At 43.4% G+C, this 21,828-nt stretch carries 14 protein-coding genes; 7 read left to right on the top strand and 7 right to left on the bottom strand.

From position 1 onward, the window contains the following. Positions 1 to 21 precede the first annotated feature (21 nt). Both JWG45_RS14875 and JWG45_RS14870 read left to right on the top strand, forming a co-directional pair. Entirely contained in the window at positions 22 to 498 is a 477-nt protein-coding gene (locus JWG45_RS14875) for a four-helix bundle copper-binding protein (protein ID WP_205280467.1), read from the top strand. A gap of 17 nt (positions 499 to 515) precedes the next feature. Then, positions 516 to 947, top strand: coding sequence for an LIC13259 family plasminogen/vitronectin/complement-binding protein (locus tag JWG45_RS14870; protein ID WP_205280466.1), 432 nt, complete (start codon positions 516 to 518; stop codon positions 945 to 947). 21 nt (positions 948 to 968) lie between these two features. On the opposite strand, the gene JWG45_RS14865 is transcribed toward JWG45_RS14870, so the two are convergent. From JWG45_RS14865 to JWG45_RS14855, 3 genes are all read right to left on the bottom strand, one after another. Continuing rightward, complete coding sequence (locus JWG45_RS14865; RefSeq protein ID WP_205280465.1) at positions 969 to 2,399, bottom strand: histidine kinase dimerization/phosphoacceptor domain -containing protein; 1,431 nt, start codon at positions 2,397 to 2,399, stop codon at positions 969 to 971. A 40-nt stretch (positions 2,400 to 2,439) separates the two neighbouring features. Continuing rightward, entirely contained in the window at positions 2,440 to 3,516 is a 1,077-nt protein-coding gene (locus JWG45_RS22505) for a sensor histidine kinase (protein ID WP_205280464.1), read from the bottom strand. Positions 3,517 to 4,414: 898 nt separating this feature from the next. Then, positions 4,415 to 4,873 (bottom strand): peptidylprolyl isomerase, encoded by a 459-nt coding sequence (locus tag JWG45_RS14855; RefSeq protein WP_205280463.1) that lies wholly within the window; start codon positions 4,871 to 4,873, stop codon positions 4,415 to 4,417. A 190-nt stretch (positions 4,874 to 5,063) separates the two neighbouring features. On the opposite strand from JWG45_RS14855, the gene JWG45_RS14850 reads away from it, so the two are divergent. Genes JWG45_RS14850 through JWG45_RS14835 form a run of 4 tightly spaced genes read left to right on the top strand, consistent with a single transcriptional unit; the run spans position 5,064 to position 13,553 of the window. Beyond that, the gene (locus JWG45_RS14850) at positions 5,064 to 7,895 is read left to right on the top strand and encodes an adenylate/guanylate cyclase domain-containing protein (RefSeq protein ID WP_205280462.1); all 2,832 of its coding nucleotides are present in this window, start codon (positions 5,064 to 5,066) and stop codon (positions 7,893 to 7,895) included. Continuing rightward, positions 7,879 to 9,996, top strand: coding sequence for a FecR family protein (locus JWG45_RS14845; protein ID WP_205280461.1), 2,118 nt, complete (start codon positions 7,879 to 7,881; stop codon positions 9,994 to 9,996). The genes JWG45_RS14850 and JWG45_RS14845 overlap by 17 nt, the downstream gene beginning before the upstream one ends. Next, a complete protein-coding gene (locus JWG45_RS14840; protein ID WP_205280460.1) occupies positions 9,986 to 11,131 on the top strand; it encodes an LIC11435 family protein in 1,146 nt (381 codons plus the stop codon). The genes JWG45_RS14845 and JWG45_RS14840 overlap by 11 nt, the downstream gene beginning before the upstream one ends. A gap of 43 nt (positions 11,132 to 11,174) precedes the next feature. Next, entirely contained in the window at positions 11,175 to 13,553 is a 2,379-nt protein-coding gene (locus tag JWG45_RS14835; RefSeq protein ID WP_205280459.1) for a hypothetical protein, read from the top strand. 36 nt (positions 13,554 to 13,589) lie between these two features. Here the strand turns inward: JWG45_RS14835 and JWG45_RS14830 are convergent, their stop codons facing one another. Together JWG45_RS14830 and JWG45_RS14825 are read right to left on the bottom strand one after the other, a co-directional pair. After that, entirely contained in the window at positions 13,590 to 15,470 is a 1,881-nt protein-coding gene (locus JWG45_RS14830) for an ABC-F family ATP-binding cassette domain-containing protein (RefSeq protein WP_205280458.1), read from the bottom strand. Positions 15,471 to 15,516: 46 nt separating this feature from the next. Next, positions 15,517 to 16,929 (bottom strand): sensor histidine kinase, encoded by a 1,413-nt coding sequence (locus JWG45_RS14825; protein ID WP_205280457.1) that lies wholly within the window; start codon positions 16,927 to 16,929, stop codon positions 15,517 to 15,519. 313 nt (positions 16,930 to 17,242) lie between these two features. On the opposite strand from JWG45_RS14825, the gene JWG45_RS14820 reads away from it, so the two are divergent. Further along, positions 17,243 to 20,284: a PAS domain-containing hybrid sensor histidine kinase/response regulator gene (locus tag JWG45_RS14820; protein WP_205280456.1), complete on the top strand. Its 3,042-nt coding sequence runs from the start codon at positions 17,243 to 17,245 to the stop codon at positions 20,282 to 20,284. Here JWG45_RS14820 and JWG45_RS14815 read toward each other — a convergent pair. After that, a complete protein-coding gene (locus JWG45_RS14815) occupies positions 20,275 to 21,234 on the bottom strand; it encodes an alpha/beta fold hydrolase (RefSeq protein ID WP_205280455.1) in 960 nt (319 codons plus the stop codon). The genes JWG45_RS14820 and JWG45_RS14815 overlap by 10 nt on opposite strands. A 70-nt stretch (positions 21,235 to 21,304) precedes the next feature. Continuing rightward, positions 21,305 to 21,781 carry a cyclic nucleotide-binding domain-containing protein gene (locus tag JWG45_RS14810; RefSeq protein ID WP_100784405.1) on the bottom strand — a complete coding sequence of 159 codons (477 nt, stop codon included), beginning with the start codon at positions 21,779 to 21,781 and terminating at the stop codon, positions 21,305 to 21,307. Positions 21,782 to 21,828 lie beyond the last annotated feature (47 nt).

Raw genomic sequence — 21,828 nt, 5'->3', positions numbered from 1 at the left:
TTTACAATTTAGGAATATTTTATGTTAACTAGAAAAGAACTTCTCACCCAATCTGCGGCAGTACTCGCGTTTGCCGGCGCCGGTACTCTCTTTGCAAAAGATTCTTCCGGTCATAGCGGTCACAAACATCCGGAATCTTCCAAAAAGACCGAAAAAGAATCCGCAAAAAAAGGAAACAGGAAAGTGTTGGAAGCCGCTTCAAAGTGTATACTCAACGCCGAAATTTGTCTGGCGCACTGCGAGGAAAATCTTTCCACGGGCGATACGATGCTCGCGGATTGTCTAAAAACGGTGAAAGATACATTAGCTCTTTGTAAAGCCTTCGTGAGTTTAGAAGCGTCTAACTCTATTTATGCGAAAGAGGTCGCCGCTCTTTGTATCAAAGCATGCGAAGCCTGCGAAAAGGAATGTCGAATTCACGAATCCCACCATGAGATCTGTAAGAATTGTGCGGACAGCTGCAAAGAATGTATCGTCGAACTGAAAAAAGCGGTTTAAAGGAGGAAAAGATCGATATGAAGAAAAAAATTCTTAGCCTATTCTTTTTGACCTTTTTTCTGAGCGGTTTCCTCGAAGCGAAGTCGATCCTTCCCGTTCGACCGATGATTCTAACCGAACTTGATCAGATTCACCAATCCCTTTTGATCCAAAAAGAGGTTTCCGTGGATCGGTTGATCGCTGGCCTCAAACAGGAATTTTCTCGGGATAAAAGCCTTGCCCCGGCTCTTAAGGCTGCTGAAAAACTAAAAGAGGCAGCTTCGGAAAAAGAAAGATTGGACGTTTACTCGGAACTTGCGGATTCTTTGAAAGAGTATATTCAAAAAGATGAATCTTCCGGAGTCCATGTTTTTTACTGTCCGATGGTAAAAAAGAAATGGATCGCTTCCGGAGACAAGGTCCAAAATCCATACGACCCTTCCATGAAAGGTTGTGGGAAAAAAATCTAACTCTCAGACGGGATCGATCGTTCAATCCTGCGCCGGGAACTGAATCTGAAATTTGGTTCCCGGTTTTGCGTCTTCCACCTTTAATTCTCCCGAAATTTGTTTCGTAAGAATTTTCACGAGTTGTAAACCCAGGGTTTCGTGATCAAAAAAGGAAATCCCCTCGGGAATTCCTTTTCCATTATCGCAGATCGTGACCGTAACCTTTCCTTCGTTTTCTTCGGCTTTGATATTCACTTCTCCATTCGCACCTTCCACAAACGCGTGTTTGATGGCGTTCGTCACGAGCTCGCAGGCGATGAGTCCGAGAGGAATCGCGGTGTCCATGTTTAGAATCAAACCTTGCGCATCGATCACGTGACGCACCCTGGGCCCAACCCCGTAGAGGTTCCAGAGATTTTGCAACAACATGCTCAGATAACTTTCGAAATCTACGTGCGAAAGATCCCTGGATTTATAGAGTTCGTTGTGAACCAAGGACATGGAAAAAACCCGACTTTCAGTGTCCTTTAGCAAACCGTAAAGTTCTTTGGAAGTGAGTTCACGCGACATCGCGTTGTCCGCTTGAAGATTCAAAAGAGAAACCATTATCTGCATATTATTCTTCACACGGTGGTGAATCTCCTGAATCAGAGTGTCTTTTTCGGCGAGGGATGCCAAAATCGATTCTCGGTTCCGAACCATTTCCGTTACGTCGGTGATCACCGCAAGGTCCAGAATCTGATTCCGAAAGCGGAATTTATAAATCGTCGATTCGGTGATGATTTCGCCCCCGTCTTTTTTTTTGTGATAAAAGGAACCTCCCTTATTTACTCCGAATTGATAGGATCCGATCTCGGTTCGTAATCTTTCGGAATCCTTGGTGTTAAATACCTCGAAGATCTGTTTGCCAATCAATTCGGTTTCCTTATAACCGTATTTTTCAAGAACGGCTTGATTTACTTCTACGATCCGAAACGAATCGTCTTCAAAAAGAAAGGCCGGATGCGGATTGAATTGAAAAAAAAGCCGATACCGTTCCTCGTTCTCTTGTTCAAAAACGTTTTTCTTTTCGAGTTCCAATGCGAGGCGGTTTCTTTCATAAGCAAAGATCAAGGAACGACTGAGCGAATACGAATCGAATTTTCCTTTGTAAACGTAATCCTGCGCTCCGATTTGAAGGGCGTTAACGGTAATTTCCTTGTCTTCGGCTCCGCTACAGATGATTACCGGAATTTGCGGAAATTTATTTTTAATTTCCGTAAGAGCTTCAAGACCCGCACAATCCGGGAGAGAAAGATCGAGAAGCACGAGATCCGGACGTTCGATCGAAATAAGATCTAGACCGGAAGAAAAATTAGAGCTTCGACTGACTTGGAAGGACGGACTTTCCGATTCTCCCAAATATTCCTGAATCAATCGGAAATCGGCGTTCGAATCTTCAATCAAAAGAACGGAAAATGAATCTTTAAACATTGGAAAGGCTCTCTTCTAATTCTATTTATAAAAACTCTAACTAAAAAAACATTTTGGGAAACGAAATCGTAACCAAAAAACCCGCGTTATGCGAGGTTTCGATTTCTAAATGTCCTCCGTGAAGCTCCGCTATCTTTTTACAAAAGAACAAACCGCTTCCGGAGCCTTCCATCTCCTCGGCATTCGGATAACGATGGAACAATTCTATGAAATAATTACTTTCCTTAAGATCGACTCCGATTCCTCTGTCTTCGATCCTAATTTTAGGAACGCCGGAATCATTCCAATACGATATGGAAATACGTCCCGGTTCGTTTTGTTTTCGAAAACGAATCGAGTTTTGAAAGAGGTTGAAAAAGAGTTCTTGGAGAAGCGGCGAGTTCCCTTCGATCTCCGGAAAATCTCCTTTCCATTCGACGGTAAAACCGTAAGTTTCCAAATCTTCGCTTAGATCCTGGAGCGCGGCTTCGATCGTTTTTCTCAGGGAAATTTTAGAAAAAAAACGTTGTTCCTTTTCGATTCTTAGAAAGGAAATAAGAGCGTGAATTCGAGACCAAAGACGATTCGCACCTGCAAGGCAAATCTGTAAAAACTCTTGAGCCTTCGGACTCAATTCGTTCGAGGATTGTTTTTCCAAGAGTTTTAAAAAAGAAGTCAGATTTCGAATGGGTTCCTGCAAATCGTGATACATTCTGGATACGACCGCGCTCACCTCCTTTTCTTTTTTTCGAAAGGTTTCTTCTTGAGAAACTTCTAATATTTCCAGAAACAAATATTCGGAGGTTGATTCATAAATCCGGGTAAGAACCCCCTTACATTCGGATTCTTTTCCGAAAGAGGTATCGATCCGTTCTTGAAACACAATCGGTTTTTCTAATTTACATTTCCTGAATTCTTCAAATAAGGAATCCTTTTGGATTCGTAAAATTCGATCGAGAGACTTCCCAACGCAGGTTTCCCCCTCCTGTTCCCCGCAGAGGAAGTCAAAAGAAGAATTGCAAGCTATAACTTGCAAATCATTGTCCAAAATTCCGATGGGGGTTCGGATATAGGACAAAAGCGGAAAGGAGGCCTCAATCAAAAATTCCATTCCATCGGTCAGAATGTTTGTATTCACGATTCATCTGTTCGCCCCTAACTCGGATTCAAAGACTTCTAAGAAATTCCATAGAATCCCTTGAAATATCAAATCTTTGTCTCAAAAAGTGGACGAATCAAATTAAATTGTCAATCCGGGTTTTTGATTTTTTTCTTTTTTCCAAATGTAAGAATATTCTTTTTTTCGAAATTAGGAACCTCTAAAGCGTCGGAATTAATACAAACGGTTTATAAAAGATTTGGTATAACGAACAACAACACCCCGCGAAATGAGAGCTCAAGACTGGTTTTTACAGATCCTTATCCAGAATTGTCTGGATCTTCTGATAAATCCTGTCGGAATTACGACGATTCTTCCGTGAAAGCGGCGGGCCCCGCCCGATTTTCGGGTGGAGGGGTGGGTGGCGGAAAAAATCCGGGCAGACTTTCCTCTATCATAAGATGCCACTTTTTGCAAGTAAAAATCCTCATGTAGGAACTCTTACAAAACCTTCTCTTGTAAGACGATTCTATTTGAAGTTCCTCTTATTGTGATAGGGATAAATCCTGTCGGAATTACGACGATTCTTCTGAGAAAGCGGCGCGCCCCGCCCGATTTTCGGGTGGAGGGGTGGGTGGTGGAAAAAATCCGGACAGACTTTCCTTTATCATAAGATTCCACTTTTTGAAAGTAAAAATCCCCATGTTGGAACTCTTACAAAAATTGTGCTTGAGTCCCTTCTTGGTTCCCAAGCTTTTTTTTTCGATTTCAGGGAACGGTTTTTCCAAAGTCTGAAGTTGGGCGCTACTTTCCCAAAAGGAAAGTCGTAGCTCCAACAATATCCTGAAACGTTGTCTGTTTTTTTTTAGAAAGACTCTGAAAACGAGTTTAGAAAAAGGAAAACGGGTGTTCGCAAAAACACCCTTCTCCAGAAGATCTATTCGGCAAAGGTAATGGATTCAATCACTACGTTCTTGCTTGGTTTGTCTTGAAAACCGGTTTCCGTCTCCGAAATCGATTCTACGATCTCGGTTCCTTCCGTGACTTTTCCAAAAACCGCATGCCGGTTGTCCAAATAGAAATTGTCTCGGACGTTGATAAAAAATTGAGAGCCTCCGGTGTTCGGACCGGCGTTCGCCATAGAAAGAGTGTATTTTTCATTCTTTAAATCTTTGTGAAACTCGTCCTTAATTTTATACCCAGGCCCGCCCGTTCCGGTTCCCGTCGGACAACCGCCTTGAATCATAAAATTTTTGATAACCCGGTGAAATGTAAGACCGTTGTAAAATCCTTCCTTCGCGAGTTTGATAAAGTTCCCCGCAGTGATCGGAGCCCGCTCCTCGTCTAAGAAGACCGAAAAATTTCCGAAATTCGTCTTAAATACCGCAGTTGCCATGACAGTTTATCCTCTGTTTTAAGAATTCATCTCCACTTTCCGAAACTATATTATGGCAGAAAGCGATTTCTTGCGAAAAACGAACAAAAACATAGATTTAAGAGATTATAATAGATAAGAGGAAATCCGGGAAAAATAGAATATTCCTCTCAGTGGAATTCTTTTTTTCTGGAATAGAGAACCGTCATTCATGTTAGAAATCAATCATCGTTATCTTCCTTTTGGTACGACAGGGGCGCTCATTTTTATTTCCGGCGCCGAATCCAATGGGAAAACCGGCGCGTCCGCCCTGAATGAAGAAATTAGTAAAAAGGAAATCGGAACGATTTGTGTCGTCACGAGCAAAACCTTTTCTCATCCGGAGACGTTTGACTCCGTCGATCCGTTAGTCACCATTCTTTCCATCGTTCTTCCCCCCGGACCCGAGACGAACGATTCCGTCTTTGCAGCCTTTCTAAAAATTAAAAAATCCTTAAGAAAAGGGAACCTTCTTTTTTTGATCGAACCGGATTGTGAAAGCAGATTCCCTTTGTTTCTTTCCAAACTTTTAGTGGCGAGCGAACCCTCCATTGACGACAAAGAATTGGAGGATAGAATTTATCATTTCGGTTATTCATTTCAGGATTCCGATCACGCCACATTTCGGAAATTTCTTTCCAGACACAAAGAAGGAAGTTCGTTTCCTGACATTCCTCCCGGAGAATTTTCCGTCTCTTCTCTGTTGATCCGAGAAGGAAAAAGAAACTCGGTTCTAAAATACAAAATTCAATACGAACCCGGTATCGAAAACCTTACCAAAATCAACGCGGTTCCGATCACGGAAGCGGATCTAAAAACTTCTCCTCGTTCCTTTCAGTCTTTGGAAATCAACGCCATTGAAATCGAAAATCTCGAAGGGAAGGAAAAGCCGAAAGAGTTCGCAGTGCTCGCTCCTTCTCCTTCCGTCGTCCAAGAGTTAAAGCCGGAATCACCGGCTCCTCCGATTTCGACGGAGTCTTCGAAAATAGAAACCTCTTCTCCCTCCTCGGAAAAAGTTTCTCCGAAATCGGAAACCTCTTCTCCAAAACCGGAAACGGCCCCCGTTCCCGCGTTAGACGAAACGAAAAAGAAAACCAAGGAAACAAAACCGGCGGAGACGGAACCGGAAGTCCGGAAAGAAAAGACCGCTGCGGGAGCCAAAACAAAACTTCCTCTTCAGATCAAATTGATGGCGGTCATCTCGCTTTTGATGACCTTTACCGTTTCTACGATCATTTTCTTTGCTTCCTCCGCGTTTCGAGGAGATTCCGAACTTCGAGTCTTACAGAACAATTTAAATTTAGTGAATATTCTCGGTCTCAAGATCAAAACGGATATCAACGACATTCTTTCCAATGGAAAGCAGATCGCAAACGCGCTCCACCAGGGAAAGGAAGGAATTTCGTTTGCGGATATCTTTTTTCAAAACGATCCGGACTTTATTTACGCGGGTTTGTATCAGGTCGTTCAAAACAATCCAACTACGATCCACGAATTCTTCAACGAACCTTACTTGAGCGAAATCAAATCCTCTCAGAAAGAAATTTCCAATCTCATTTCTTCTCGTCCCAATCTGATTCAAAAATCGATTTTGACCGGAGGAAGGATCGAAAATCTAAGCGCCGAGTTTAAGGAACCGATCTTTGCGATCGCAATCCCTTCTTCTTCCGGTTCCGATCCGAAGGTTCTCGTTTTAATTTTAAGACTCGAAAAATTCTTAAACGCGTTTCAAAAACAAGACATCTCCGAAGTCTTTCTTGTAAACGGAGAAGGAGATCTGATCGCGCATTCCGATCCGAAACTTCTCCAGTCGAATACGAATTTTATGAATCTTCCGATCGTCGAAATGATGGTCAACAGTTCGGAGAATACAAAACAAACCGAATATAAGGACAAGGACGGAAAGTCTTGGTTCGGCTCTTTTCAAAAGCTCGGCTTTGGAGGAGGCGCGGTCGTTTCCATCGTTCCGGAAGACAAGGCCTTCGAAGCGGTTTATCGGATCCAAAAGACAAATCTTCTCATCATGGGAATCGCTCTTTGTTTAGCGCTTATCATCGTATTCTTCTTCGCAAAAACGATCACAAAACCTATATTAAATCTTTTGCAAGCAACCACCGAAATCGCGAGAGGAAACTTCAAAATAGGGATCCGTTCTTCGACACGCGACGAGGTCGGTTTGTTAACGGACTACTTCGTAGACATGGGAAAGGGTCTTGAAGAAAGAGAAAAGGTCAAGGACGCTCTCGGAAGATTCGTAAACAAAGAAATCGCGGAGATGGTCTTAAAACAAGAACTTACTCTCGGAGGGGAAAGAAAAATGTGTGCGATCTTTTTCTCCGATATCCGCAGTTTCACCGCGATCTCCGAAAAACTCGAACCGGAAGAAGTCGTAGAATTCTTAAACGAATACATGACCGAAATGGTCCACTGCGTAAACGAAACCCACGGAATCGTGGATAAGTTTATCGGAGACGCGATTATGGCGACCTGGGGAGCCGCAAAAACTTCGGATCAGGACGCGGAAAACGCGGTCAACGGAGCTCTTATGATGAGAGCCGCCCTCCTTCGTTTCAATCAAGGCAGAGGTGGAGATAAACGACCGATCATCAAAATCGGTTGTGGTCTCAACTACGGACCCGTGATCGCGGGGCAGATCGGATCCGAACAAAGACTTGAATATACGGTGATCGGAGACGCCGTCAACCTCGCTTCGAGAGTGGAAGCCTTGAACAAACCCTTTGGGACGGACATCCTGATCACACAGGATATGCTCAACCATGTCTCTCATCTTTTCAACGTAGAGAAGATGCAGTCGATCAAGGTAAAAGGAAAAGAAGAACCACAGACGATCTATGCCGTTTTGGGAAGAAAGGACGATCCGAATTGTCCGAAGTCAGTGGAAGAACTCAGGGCCAAAATCGGAATCGTCTGGGAACCTTCGAAGAAAAAAGAAAGTGGAGACGGCGAACCGGGAGAAGAAGTTAAGTATGAGATACTTGACTGAAGGAAAATACGTCGTCAGCTTTCTTGCGGGACTGATCGTCCTTTTCAGTATATTACTATACTTTCATCTCTTTTACGGTCAAAAAACCGGAAACAATCCCGAAATCGGAACCATCATCTTTAAGAATAAAAAAGCCCAGAGAAAATTCGACTCCGAAGTCGTCTGGGAAGAAATCGAAACTTCGATGAAGGTGAGGAACCGAGATACGGTCCGCACCGACGACGGAGCGGAAGCGGTCCTCGTCTTAAACGACGGAACCGAAATCAAACTCGATCAGAAAAGTATGATTTTTCTCGACTTCTCCGAAAAAAATCTCTCGATCAACTTTGCCTACGGATCCGTGTCCGCGAACAAAGACAGCGGGACCGCGCTTATGATCAAAAGTGGAACCGAAACGGTCGAAGTCAACAAAGGTGATTTAAAACTTTCCAAATCGGATGACCAAGCCTTAAATCTTGAAGTCTCCAAAGGAAACGCAAAAGTAATTTCCGGAAATCAAGAATCCAATGTCACCAACAACCAAGCCTTGGAAGTAAAAAACGGAAAGACCGCGATTCGCGCCTTGTCTATCTCTCTCAATTCTCCGGCGGAAAGAAAATTCATCCAGGCAGATTCTAAATTGGTACCAGTCGCATTCAGTTGGAACAAAGCGGAATCAGTAAAGGATTATACATTAGAAATTTCGAATCATCCCAGCTTTTCCAAAAACGTGATCCGCACAAAGGCAAACGGAGTTTCCGCGATCAAGTCTTTGGACAAAGGAACTTTTTTTTGGAGAATCACCGCGGTCAATCCTACGACGCAAAAGTCGGAATACAGCGAAACCCGTTCTCTTACGATTTTGGGAGGACTCAAACCCTCCCTCTTCACCCCGACCAGGTCCGAAGAATTTCGATTTACAAATTCGCTTCCGAGCGTCGTCATCCAGTGGATGCCGGTGGACTTTACAAAAAGTTATATTTTGGAAATCGCAAAGGACAAAGGTTTTTCCGACGTGATTCTCAACCAAGAAGTCAACGGTTCCTTGTATCGATGGGACAAAACAAAAGAGGGAACATTTTTTGCGCGGGTCACGCCAAAACCTTCGATGCCCGAACTCAAAGCGAACGTTTCCGAATCCGTAGGATTCTCCATAAAAAAACTGGAAAAACCCGAGCCCCCTTCTTTAAAACGCCCTGCCGATCAGGAAGAAATTTCACTTCGAAAGATTTCGAAAGAAGGAGCCTTGTTTGTTTGGTCGGCTTCTACGGAGTCAAACGATTACACGCTCGAAATCGCAAACGATTCCGATTTTAAGAATCTGGTTTTTAGCAAAAAGACAAACACGACCTCGTTGACCTCAGCTCCGATCTCCAATGCGGGAGCGTATTTCTGGAGAATCAAGGCCGGCGCCAAGGACGGAGAATCGATCCTTTCCGCTTCCAGACAATTCAAAGTCGCGGCTCTTGAAAATTTGGATCTTTTGTATCCTTCTCATCAGCAAGAATTGGGTCATCCTTCCAATCATAAATTGACGTTCCGTTGGCAAAGACCGGAGCCTTCGGGTGTTTATAGATTGGAAGTGGCAAAAAATTCCGAATTTACAAACGGTCTCATTCGAGAAAACATTCGCGCTTCCTCGGGAACGGTGAATCTTTCTGTTCCCGGAGAATACTTTTGGAGGGTTTCTCTCTTGAGCGCCCAAGGGGAGAATTTGTTGACGAGCAAAACTCAGTCGTTTAAAACTTCGGACAACGCTCCTTTCCTAAGTCAAAACAGCCCAGCCACCGAAGAAATCATCGATATTTCCAATCGGGAAAGTATCGACTTTCGCTGGGAATCGGAAGGAAATACGGACGGCGTATTCTTGGAAATTTTCGAAGTGAAAGCGAAAGGGAACAAATCGATTTGGAAGCGAGAAATCAAATCGGATTCTTATTCGTTTAAGGATTTTTCTATATTAGAAGAAGGTAAATTTCAATGGAGAATCTCCGCCCAGTACAAGGATAAAAACGGAGCTGTGAAATATACGATTCCGGTTTCTAGAAATTTTGAAATCAAGCTGAATAAAACGATCCGACCGCCGGAAATTCTCACGCCGAAGGAAATCTATGTGGAATAAAATTTACAGATCGCTGTTTCTTTTTTGTATTCTTTATTCCTTTTCCGTATTCGGAGAAGAGGACGCACAATATTTGGAATGGAAATCCGTTCCCGAAGCGAGCGCCTACATGATTGAAATCAAGGACCCGACCGGAAGAATCACACGGGAGAAAACGAAATCCACGAAATTCGAAGTCAATCTCCCTCCTGGAATCTACGAACATAGGATCGGTGTTCTAAACAAGTTCGGAAGAGTTTCGGTTTTTTCGGAATGGAGCACCTTCGAAGTCATTCTTTCCAGGGCTCCGGTTTTGGACGCGGATTCTTCCGTGAAACTTCTTCGCGAAAAATTAGGGACCCATCTCAATATCAAAGGTGATAATTTTACCGAAGCGATGAATGTAACCCTTCTGCTGCCCTCGGGAGAAACGATCAAACCCGAATTCGAATTCATCAACTCGAAAGAAATTAAGGTTCGGATCGAAAACCTGAATCTAAAAGACGGAAGTTACACCCTATCTCTGGAAAATCCTAGAAACAAGAAGACCGCAAAAAAGGGATTTCTGGTAATCGCCGAAACCGAACGACAACTTTCAGAACTCGTAAAACAAAACGAAAAAGAATCCCAAGTTTCGTCTTCGGATTCGATTCATTTGGGTCCTGCCTGGAGATCGGCGATTCTTCCGGGTTGGGGACAGTCCACACAGGAAAAAAAATACAAAAGCTGGATCTTTCCCGTTTTGATGGCGGGAGCGATTGCGTATTCGGCACAACAGTATGGCGAGTACAATTCGAGTCTCGCCACCTTGGAACAGAGTAAGAATCTCAATCAATCCCTTTTGTTCTTGGACAATCCGACCTTCATTCCTTTTGCCACTTACAATTATCTTCAAGTTCAAGCCGATTACGGAAACGCCGTCTCTCATTACAATTCTTTCAATATTTCCTTAGGAATCGTGGCCTTTCTCTATCTATTAAATGTGTCAGATGCGGCATTTGTAGGACATTCTTCCACGAAAACCGGCTATTCCGAATCGGATCGAAGAATCGTCCCCTTTTTCAAAACAGGCACATCCGAGGCTAGAAATGGGATTAAATCATCGAATGATTTTTTTCCTTCCTCTTTTGAATTAGGGATGAAAATATTCTTCTGAAATGGGGTTATTATTTATAGAGTAGGAAATCGTGTATAAATTGATGGAACAGTCTCTCGCAAAAATCGGATGGTTTGTCCTCACGGTTCTAATCTTACTCACTCAAAATTGTATTCCAAAACCAAACAGCAATTCGCTGGTAGATACTTCTATTTTAGCAAATTTCCTTTCCGTTTCTCAAACCCCGATCGATTTGAACGTCAAGGTCTCCGGGCTCACAGGTGGAACTCTCATTTTACAAAGTGACAGCTCCGATACACTTTCGATCACAAAAAACGGGTCCTACAAGTTCTCACAACAAAAGACAAAGTATTCCGATTATTCAGTGTCTGTCTTGACCCAGCCAAATGCGTTTCCAAGTCCCGCAATCAGTTGTTCCGTCACTAATCCCAAAGGCGTTTTAGATCCTTTCTTTGCGTTTGTGGAAGTCGTCTGTGCTGCCAAAACCTATCCCGTATCCGTCCAGGTTTTTGGAATTTCCTCCACGGCAGCCGGAAATCTTCAGGTGCGGAACGGTTCCGTAGATTCTCTTTCGATTACCACAGACGGAACTTACGCATTCTCGGCAGAGGTCCCGGATCAATCCGGATATTCCGTCCAGATCCTCTCTAATCCCCAGGATCATGTCTGCCAATTCGAAACTCCACCTCTTCCGGCGGGAGTCATCGCCGGCGCGCCTGTTCTTCTCAGCGTAAATTGTTTGAGCGTTACAAACTCAGTTCCGGTAAGTCAAACCGTTCTTCGTCCCTTGGATGTCGTCGATCTTACCTTTTCTAAAAACGTAACTGGTTGTGTACTCGACGGGGTCAATACTCCGGCCGGAAATCTTAAATTTTTACAGGCTCCCGCAAACTTGACCTTTCCGGCCTCCAATCAGGTTCGGGTGAACTCGGGTGGGGCCTGGCCGACAGGGTCGGGCTTGTATGTTCGTCTGACCGGCTGTATCGAGCCGGGAACGGGAAAAGCATACAACAACGGAAATCCATTGCTCTTAACATATACAGTAACCAACGAAGTAAAATACGTAATCCCGGCCGGACTTCCCGCAGGCTTGTGCGATTCCGTAGCGAACGCATGTTCTTCGATTCGTTACGCGATCACCACTTGTGCCGCGGTTCCATGTTTTGTTTTGGTGGCAGGGGGAACCTATTCGATTTCGGATAACGCAACACAAAGAATCGAGTTCAGGGACGGTGTAAATCTTTTAGGCGCCTTTAATTCTACGTTCACTCAAAGAAACGTAAATTCCTTTCCGTCGACGATTCAGGACATTTCCCCGTTCGGGAATTGTGGTGCGGTCGAAGGAAATACTTGTGCTCCGATCTTTATCGGGGCTCCTCTCGCAAATTTAACGGCGAACATTCAGATCAATCAATTTACGATTCGCTCGAATCCGAACAATCCGTGGTCGACCGGAATTTTCCTAAACGGGGTCAATACGGGAGTCAGCCAAGCCATCATTTCTGGTAACCTGATTCAAGGAACCGATTCGGGTAGCGCCTATGCCCTGGGAATCATTCGTTCCGGAATCGCGGCCTATGGAATCAGTCCGAGCCTCAACATTTCGTACAACTATATCCTTGGAGGATCGGGGAACAGTGGATCTGCCGGGATTTATATCAACAACAGCGTTGGTGTGATTTTTTCAAACTGGATCAACGGGAATTCCCACTTAGGAGTGACTGCGGGGGACTTCTCAACCGAGATCTTTGCGAGAAACCTGACCGCCGGACAGTCCTTAGCGATCGGAAACAACGTGATCAATTCCTATCATCTGACCGGAACCCCCGCAGTAATGCCCGCAAATACTTCGGGAATCCGATCCCTGAACGTAAACGCGACTAACGTTCACATCATCCACAATACCATTTTCGGCGGAATCGGAACCGCAGAATCGTTCGGAATCAGTTCTCTCGGATTGAGCATAGAACACAAGATCGCAAACAATCAAATCTTCACAAATCCGAGCGCGACCGATTCGACCTGTCTAAACTTTACCCCGATTCCGGGTGCGAGTGCGGAGGTAAAAGGAAACAATCTATTCAACTGTACGGTTCTGGGAAAAACTCCTGTGTTTAATTTCGGTCTGACTTGTTTCGGAAATCCGGGTCCTCTTATGAACGCGGCATGTACGACCAACATCGCCCCCGCGGTAAACGCGCAGAACTTCAGCGCCAATCCATTCTTCTTGCCCGCGACCGGAATTTTGAACTATTTTCAGTTAGGCGGAGGATCCTCTCCTTCCGCTTGCACTTCCGTTTACGGAGGAGTGGATCCGGCCTACCCGGTCTATCTACCTTTGTATCAGAACGACAGAAACGGAATAGCACGCACGACAAACGTTACGCCTGCCTTTCCAGTTCCGATCGGCTCGTTCGGATATTCGATCGGAGCCTTTGAATTCAACGGGGTTTGTCAGTAAATCAAAGCTTTGGGAGCGGTGATTGCACTTGGTTTTTTAGAGTAGATTTTGTAATTCTTCCCAACGTTCGAGCTTTAAGGGAAGAATCGAATGAATTTCCGTAAGTCGATTTCCGGAGACCACGAGGTCTTCCGGTTTTCCGGTTCCGGATTGAAGAATTTTCGTAAGTCCCTGTTCCTCATTTTCCAAAGAAGCGATCTCTTCTTCCAAGGATTCCAATTCTTTTTTCTGCTGGAAATTGAGTCCTTTTTTGGAGACCTTTTGTTTTTCTGGTTCGGATTCCTTGATCAGCATTTCGGGGATTTTTTTATCTTTCTGCTTATTTATATAATTCTTATATTCTAAATATTCGGAATAGTTGCCGGGGAATTTTTCGATCACTCCGTTTCCTTGAAAGACAAAAAGATAATCCACCGTTCTATCCATAAAATAACGATCGTGGGAAACCACCAGGATACAACCTCCGTATTCGGAAAGAAATTCCTCCAAAACGGAAAGAGTCCGAATATCCAAATCGTTAGTCGGTTCGTCGAGAATGAGAAAGTTAGGATGAGTCATCAGAATTGAGACGAGATAAAGTCTTCTTTTTTCTCCGCCGGATAAGTTTCGGATAAAGTTGGCCTGGAGCCTTCCGTCAAAAAGAAAAAGTTCGAGCATGTCGGCTGCGCTCAGGATCGACCCGTCGTTCATCTTTACGGAAACACCGCATTCTTTTTTGATATATTCGATCACTCGCATATCCCCCGATAGTTCTCGAGAAACCTGATCGAAATAACCGAAACTCGTATTCATTCCGACGCTCACGTCTCCCGAGTCGGGCGTTTCCCTTCCGGTGATTAAGTTGAGTAACGTGGACTTCCCCGCTCCGTTAGGACCTACGACTCCGATCCTTTCTCCGTTCTTAAACGTATAAGAAAAACCGCCGATCAAAGGGGACTTATAGGACTTCGTAAGATTCTTCAATTCAAGAATTTTTTTGCCAAGCCTTCTGCCTGAAACCGAAAAATCCAAGACGATTTCTTTACCGGTTTTTTTACGGTTCATCACTTCGAGGGCTCGATCGGTCCTACCCTTTTGTTTGGTTCCTCTCGCTTTCGGTTGTCTCCGCAACCATTCCAATTCCTTTTTGAGAAATCGTTTTTCCTTATGTTCGGTTTTTTCTTTTATGATTTCGGCTTCGGCTTTTTTTTCGAGATAGAATCCGAAATTACCGGGGAAAGAAAATAAATTTCCATTTTCGAGTTCTATGATTCGATCGGTGACCTCTTCCAAAAAGTAACGATCGTGAGTCACAAGAAGAACCGCTTTTTTGGTTTCTGTCAGATAATCCTGGAGCCAGACGATCGTATCTACATCCAAGTGGTTGGTCGGTTCGTCCAAAACGAGAAGATTCGATTCTTCCATGAGTGTTTGAACAAGCGCCACTTTCTTGAGCATCCCGCCGGAAAGAGAATTCATCTTCAAAGAAAGATCGGGAAGATCCAATTCCTTCAAAAGAGATCGGAACCAGGCCTCGAGTTCCCAGGCGCCGAGACGATCCATCTCCTGCATGATTCGTTCGTATTCCCTTTCGACCTCGGGATCTCCGGAACCGAGTTTTTCGCAGAGGTCTTCGTAGGTGCGGATCGTTGTTAGGATCGGACTTTTGCTGGAGAAGATATGTTCTAAGATCGTATGTTCGGGTTGATAAACGGGAGACTGCGAAAGGACCGCGATCTGAAGAATTTTATTTTTGAGAATTTGTCCCGAATCCGGGACATCCAGCCCGGCGAGCATCTTGAGAAGAGTCGATTTACCGGAACCGTTGATTCCGAGAATTCCGATCTTTTCGCCTTCGTTGATGCCGAAACTGATTTGATTAAAAAGGACTTTTTCACCGATCTCTTTCGAGATCTTATCTACTGAAATTAAATTCATGGGACAGTTGCAGAGTCCCTATCGAAGCGCAAGAGGACAAGTGTTTTTAAACTTTAAATTGAACCTGAAACCTTGTTCCTTTTCCGTCGATCGGAGGTAGAAACAAAGATTTTCCCCGAAGTTGTCTGGAAAGAATTTCGACAAGTCTTAGGCCGAGGGATTCCGATTTTGAAAGGTCGAAATTCTCAGGCATACCGATTCCATTGTCGCTGACTTCCAAAATGGAATCTCCGCCGTCGGTTCTGAGTTTAACAGAGATCATACCTTGGCTACCGTTTTGAAACGCGTACTTCAGAGAATTTGTGACGAGTTCGTTTACGATCAGTCCGAGAGGAATTGCGGTTTCAATCGATACAAAGTTCGGTTTTGAGGAAATTCTAAATTCGACTTTTTTTTCCTTCCCGAAAGAATGCAGAAGACTGACGAGCAAAGTGTTTAGATAATCATAAAAATCGATTTTTGTAATATTCTCGGATTGATAGAGTTCCTTATGAATTAAGGCCATGGACTGGATTCTACGTTCGCACTCGCGAAGAATCAGGGATATTTTTTCGTTATCGGAATGTTCTGCCTGAAGTCCCAAAAGGCTCGCGACCACCTGGAGATTGTTTTTTACGCGGTGATGGATCTCCTTCAACATCACTTCTTTTTCTTCCAGCGTTTTTTTGAGTTTTTCTTCTCCCCTTTTTCTTTCGGTGATATCTCGTATTATCTGAGTCGCTCCGATCAGGTTATGCGAAGCGTCTCGAATCGAACTATAACTGATTTCTAATATGGCTACGTCTTGGACAAAACCTCTCATCGTCCTTTCGGTCGTATAAACCTCCCCACGAAGGGCTCGACTCCAATTTTCGATGACAACGCTTCGTTCCAAAGGATCCAAGATCAAGTCGGGTAATAAATTTCCTTCTTCGATTTTTTTACCGTAGAGTTTCCAAAAGTTCAGCTCGAAGGAAGAATTAAAAGCGATCACTCGAAAGTTGATATCCACCGCACAGATAGAATCCTTCGTACCTTCGATCACTCCGAGCAAACGATCCCTGGTAATCTGAAGTTTGGAGCGCAATCTTTCGAGTTCCAATTCCACCCGTTTTCTCGTATTGATATCTCGTACGATAACTTGAACATACTGACGTTCGTTTTCAAAAAAGGCAGTGGCCAGGACTTCCACAAAAAGGGTGGAGCCGTCTTTTCGAATAAATTCTTCTTCGAGAATTCCGACACCGGAACCTTCTTGGTTCATTTTATGAATTCGTTCTTTTACAACACCTTGGGATCGCTGGTGTACGAACTGGAGTACCGGTTTTCCGATGATTTCGTCTAACGACTCGTAACCGAGCATTTTGACAAGGGCGGGATTGGCTCTGAGAATTTTCCCTTCGGAATGAACGGCGAGTCCGTCCCTGGAAAGGTCGAAGAGGAGTCCGTAACGTTCTTCTGTGATGGGAATGGGTTCCATGTTTTCGTCAATACCAGACATCTTACTTTTGAGACTGAGAGAAGTCAATCAAACCCAAAGAGAGGTCCTATATCGTTTTATCAAACAGAATGAAATCCGTCCCAAAATGAAAAAAGGAATTCTTATTTTAGAAATATAAAAAATTCGAAACTTTTTTTAAAAAGAAGATTGTGAACCCATGCTATCCTTTCTCCACAATGTTTTTTGAATTGTGTAGAATCAAAGTATACTCCGTATTTTTGCTTTTATTTTGCTTGTTTAGTGATCCAATTCATTCCATCCTACTAATCTTATCTTTCATTATAGAACGCAAATGACTCTTTTTAGATCGGAATCAAACTTTTTACTACTCAATTCCTCGGGAGAACCGGTCACCTGGCGTCTCAACCTCGATTGGGAAGAATTCTCCCGCAATCTAAAAAAGGGAACAAAGCCTGAGAATTGGGCCTGGGTCGAACCTCAAGAATGGGTCTCGTTTTGGAAAGAAGTCCAGACGGATGAAAACTCCGAAACTGCCAGAAAACTGCAATTTCGCAAGGAAGATGGAAACGTCTTCTCCGTCTCTATTCAAATTATAAGCGTAGAAAATAAACACAAACTGATCCTTTTTTCAAAAGATTCCTTCCTCGAAGAATCGAGTATTTTCTCCCAAGATACTGAGCTTCGATCGATGATCTTCCAAAGATCAGCTAACGCGATTTTTCTTTTGAATCCGGAAACCGATTCCGTAATTGAGAACAATCAAACTGCGATCCATTTCTTTGGAGCGAAATCCGCTTCCGATTTTATCGGAATTCCTTTTACTTCCCTTCTCGTGGACGGCTTTTCGCTTTTGGAGCTTCAGTCTATGAGAAAGAAAATTTTAGAGGGAGAACCTTACACTTGGGAAGTGGAATTCAAAACCTTTGACGGGAAAAAATTTTGGGGAAGCGCATCCTTTCGAATCCTAAACTCGCAACGTCACACCGTGGCTCTCGTTCAAATCAAGGATATCACTGACAAAGTCAACGCGCGAAAATCTTTGATCGAACAATCCGTCAAAATCGCGGAACATGAGGCGAACCTAAATGCAGTGGTCGAAAACTCTGAAGCGATGATCTGGTCAATCAACAAAAATTATGAAATTCTTATATTCAATTCTTCTTTTTTTAAGGAGATGAAAAAATATTTCGATTGTGAGATTTCACCGGGTTCAAATATTTTTGAGGCGGGAATTCCACAAGAGGAAATTCAAAAATGGAAAACCTATTACCAACGGGCTTTTTTGGGCGAACGTTTCCAAATCACCGGCTCCCGTTCTTACGAAGGAAAAACTGTTTTTACCGAAACCTCCTTTTATCCGATTCAGAATTCGGCTGGTGATATCATGGGAGTGAGCGCGGTTTCCGTGGATATCACGGAAAAAAAGTTGGCTGAAGAAAAATTCAGACTTCTATTCGAACATTCGAGCGAACCTCACGTTTTGTACGACGACTCTGGAATTTTTGAATGTAACCCAGCGACATTGAACATGCTTCGCTGCGAGGATAAAAATCAGATCTTAGGCAAACACCCTTCGTATTTTTCCACCGAAAAGCAATTCGCCGGAATACGAGTGGACGAAACCGAAACGATAGCGCGCAGAAGGGGCATTTATACGTTTGAACGCAACTACAGACGTTTTAACGGTGAAGAATTTCCGACCGAAATCACGCTCACTCCGATGAAGATGTATCAGAAAAACGTCTTCCTGGCCGTTTGGCACGAAATTACCGAAAGAAAAGTATATGAGGATTCTCTAAAACGCGCAAAGGAAACCGCCGAAGCAGCGTCCAAAGCAAAGTCCGATTTTTTGGCGATGATGAGCCATGAAATTCGCACCCCTCTCAATGGAGTGATCGGAACCGTCAGCCTTTTGGAAGGCACTTCCCTAAACTTGGAACAAAAAGAATACCTCGATATAATCAAATCCAGCGGTCAGAATTTATTAATTTTATTAAACGACATCTTGGATCTTTCAAGAATCGAATCCGGACAACTCAAATTAGAAATGCAACCCGTTTCTCCGCAAAAACTAAGCGAAGAGGTCTGTAATCTTTTCCGACCTATGGCCGAGGAAAAAGGTTTAGTCGTCGAACTCCAAATATCGTCTCTGGTTCCGACCTGGATCATTTCGGATCCTTATCGCCTAAGACAAATTCTTATGAATCTCTTAGGGAACTCGATCAAGTTTACGGAAAAAGGAAAAATCGTACTTTCTGTGGAAGCCGAAAAATTTCCGAACGATAAGCTAAGAATTGTTTTTCGACTGCAGGACACTGGAATCGGAATTCCCGAAGAAAAATTAGAGCTCTTGTTCAAAGCTTTCAGCCAAGTCGATTCTTCCACCACACGAAGATACGGCGGTTCGGGACTCGGTCTCACCATTAGCAAAAAGTTAGCCGAGTTGATGAAGGGCGAAATCATCGTAAAAAGCGAAGTAGGACGGGGTTCCGAGTTCACACTTTCCATCATCAGCGAAAGATTGGATTATAAAATACCTGTTGGCGTTTTAGAATTACATTCTAAAAACCTGGCAAAAATTGCCGTCATTTCCATACAAGACTATACGTTCAAGGAACAGATTAAAAAATTCTGCGAGAGAAATGGATTTTCCGTTAAACTTGCTCGAAACGCGAAGGAAGTAATCCGCATTATCTCCGAAGAAGAACGAATCGGGATTTTTCTCACGGATCTCAGTCTGCCGGACATGAATCTTCCCGAAATTTTGGACGAACTCAAAAACCAAAACCCGAATATCAAACTCACGATCATTCTTTTTATGGAAAAAGAACTACAGAACTCCTATCATCACGTGACACAAGGACTCTTCAATCGACCCGGATTTAAAATATTCATGATGTTTAAACCGATTCTTTTGGAAGAACTCAGCAAAAATTTTGATAAAGCCTTCCCCACTCGAATTTCGAAAGAAGAACAACCAAACGAAAAAACGCTTTCGGAAAAAATCCCTCTCAAAATCCTTTTGGTGGAAGACAACGTAATCAATCAAAAGATCGCGATCCGACTATTGGGAAAACTTGGATATTCCGTCGACACGGCAAATAACGGAGTCGAAGCGTTATCGAGTCTCAAGAACAAAAACTATCAATTGATTTTTATGGACATCCAAATGCCCGAGATGGACGGATTCGAAGCGACCTATCATATCAGAAAAGATTTTACAAATCCAAACCCCGTCATAGTTGCGATGACGGCTAATGCGATGGAAGGCGACAAAGAAAAATGTATCGACGCAGGTATGGACGCCTACATCGCAAAACCGATTCAAATTCAAGATCTTGAATCTACGATTTCACATCTATTTCAATCCTGAAGACGATCGTTTTCTCCCTTTAAAAATTTAGAGTAGATCTCCGCAGTCTCTTTCGGTCTTTCCAACATCGGACTGTGTCCGCAGTCTTTTAGGATCACTCTGGTGGAATTTTGGATTCCTTTTAACAAAACGTCCGATGAACTGATATGTATGACTCGGTCGGTATCACCCCAAACAATTAATGTTCTTGCCTGTATCAGTTTCATTCTTTCTTCAAGCACTGACAATTGAGAGCGGATTTCTTTGTAAATTTTTTCGTTAAATTCCCGATTCCGAATCGATTTGTCTGAAAAGTATCCTTTTAAGAAGGAAGGAATTTTCGGCGGTTGAACGAAGATAAAGTTCATCAGATAGTCGAACTCTTCCTCATTGTTTGCTACGAGCGGATTCTTTCCCTGGGAAAGATGAACCGAAAATTCGCTCGGTATCGGCGACTTTACTCCGGCCGAATCAAAAAGTCCAAGAGTCAGTATTTTTTCGGGATAAGCGGCGGCATAAACCCCCGAGATCGATCCTCCCATCGAATTACCGATAATATGGAATTTGCGCAATCCCAAGGATTTTGCAAATTCATCCAAACGGGAAACCTGAGTGAGAATCGTATATTCGTCTTCCTGTTTTCGATCATTCTCGCCGAATCCGGGAAGATCCGGAAGGACGACGTGATAGGATCCGGTAAGAGTTCTTACAAACCGGGTCCAGTTATCCTTATCACCCCCAAATCCGTGGATCAAGAAGATCGTTTCGCCTTTACCACCTTCGAGGTAAGTCCACTTATAAGCGCCTACTTGAATTTCCTTTTTTTCTAAGTTGGATTGAAAACGTTCGTAATACAATGCCGACGATACAAGGGCCGCCGAACAAGAGTTAAACGAAATTGTTAGTGTGATTAAAACAAGGAAGGCGATCGTAAAACGGGAGAAAAGACTCGCGAAAAATTTTATTTTCATTCTCATCATCCTTTTGATTCCCGAAAAGAAATCCGGATCCGATTTTCGAATCCGGTCGTTTATTTAAAAATCAGATCGTAAATCTTTTTCTCAACTCTCTCGCATACGTCAAATCGTGAGTGAGCATTCTCAAACGTTTTGCCAGAAAGTGGGAAATCGATTGATAGAATTTTAAGGAAGCCTTTGCGTCTTTCGCAAATACATCGTTTAGATGATCGTAAGGAATTCTTAAAAGTTCCGATCTTTCCATCGCTTCCACCGAAGCGGATCGTTTTCCCGGATCTAAAAACGGAAGTTCGCCGAAATGATCACCCGTAGCGATCGTCGTCACGTTTACATCGTCGCCTTTTTCGGTAGAGGTCAAAACCTTTAACGTTCCGTAGATAACCACAAAAAACGCCTTAGCTTCGTTGCCTTCGTGAAAGATGGCGTCCCCTTGTTCATAAACTTTGTATTCCGTCTTCTCGGCGATCGAACTTAATTCGTCCTCCGTAAAATTGGAAAATAGATAAATCTGTTTTAGAATTTCTTCTTTTGTATGTTGCATAATATTTCCCGAAATGCGAGTGTAATTCCCAGTTTAAATAATGCAAG

The organism is Leptospira ainlahdjerensis (assembly GCF_016919175.1).
GTDB lineage: Bacteria > Spirochaetota > Leptospiria > Leptospirales > Leptospiraceae > Leptospira > Leptospira ainlahdjerensis.
This window is presented reverse-complemented; position numbering and strand designations above follow the sequence as displayed.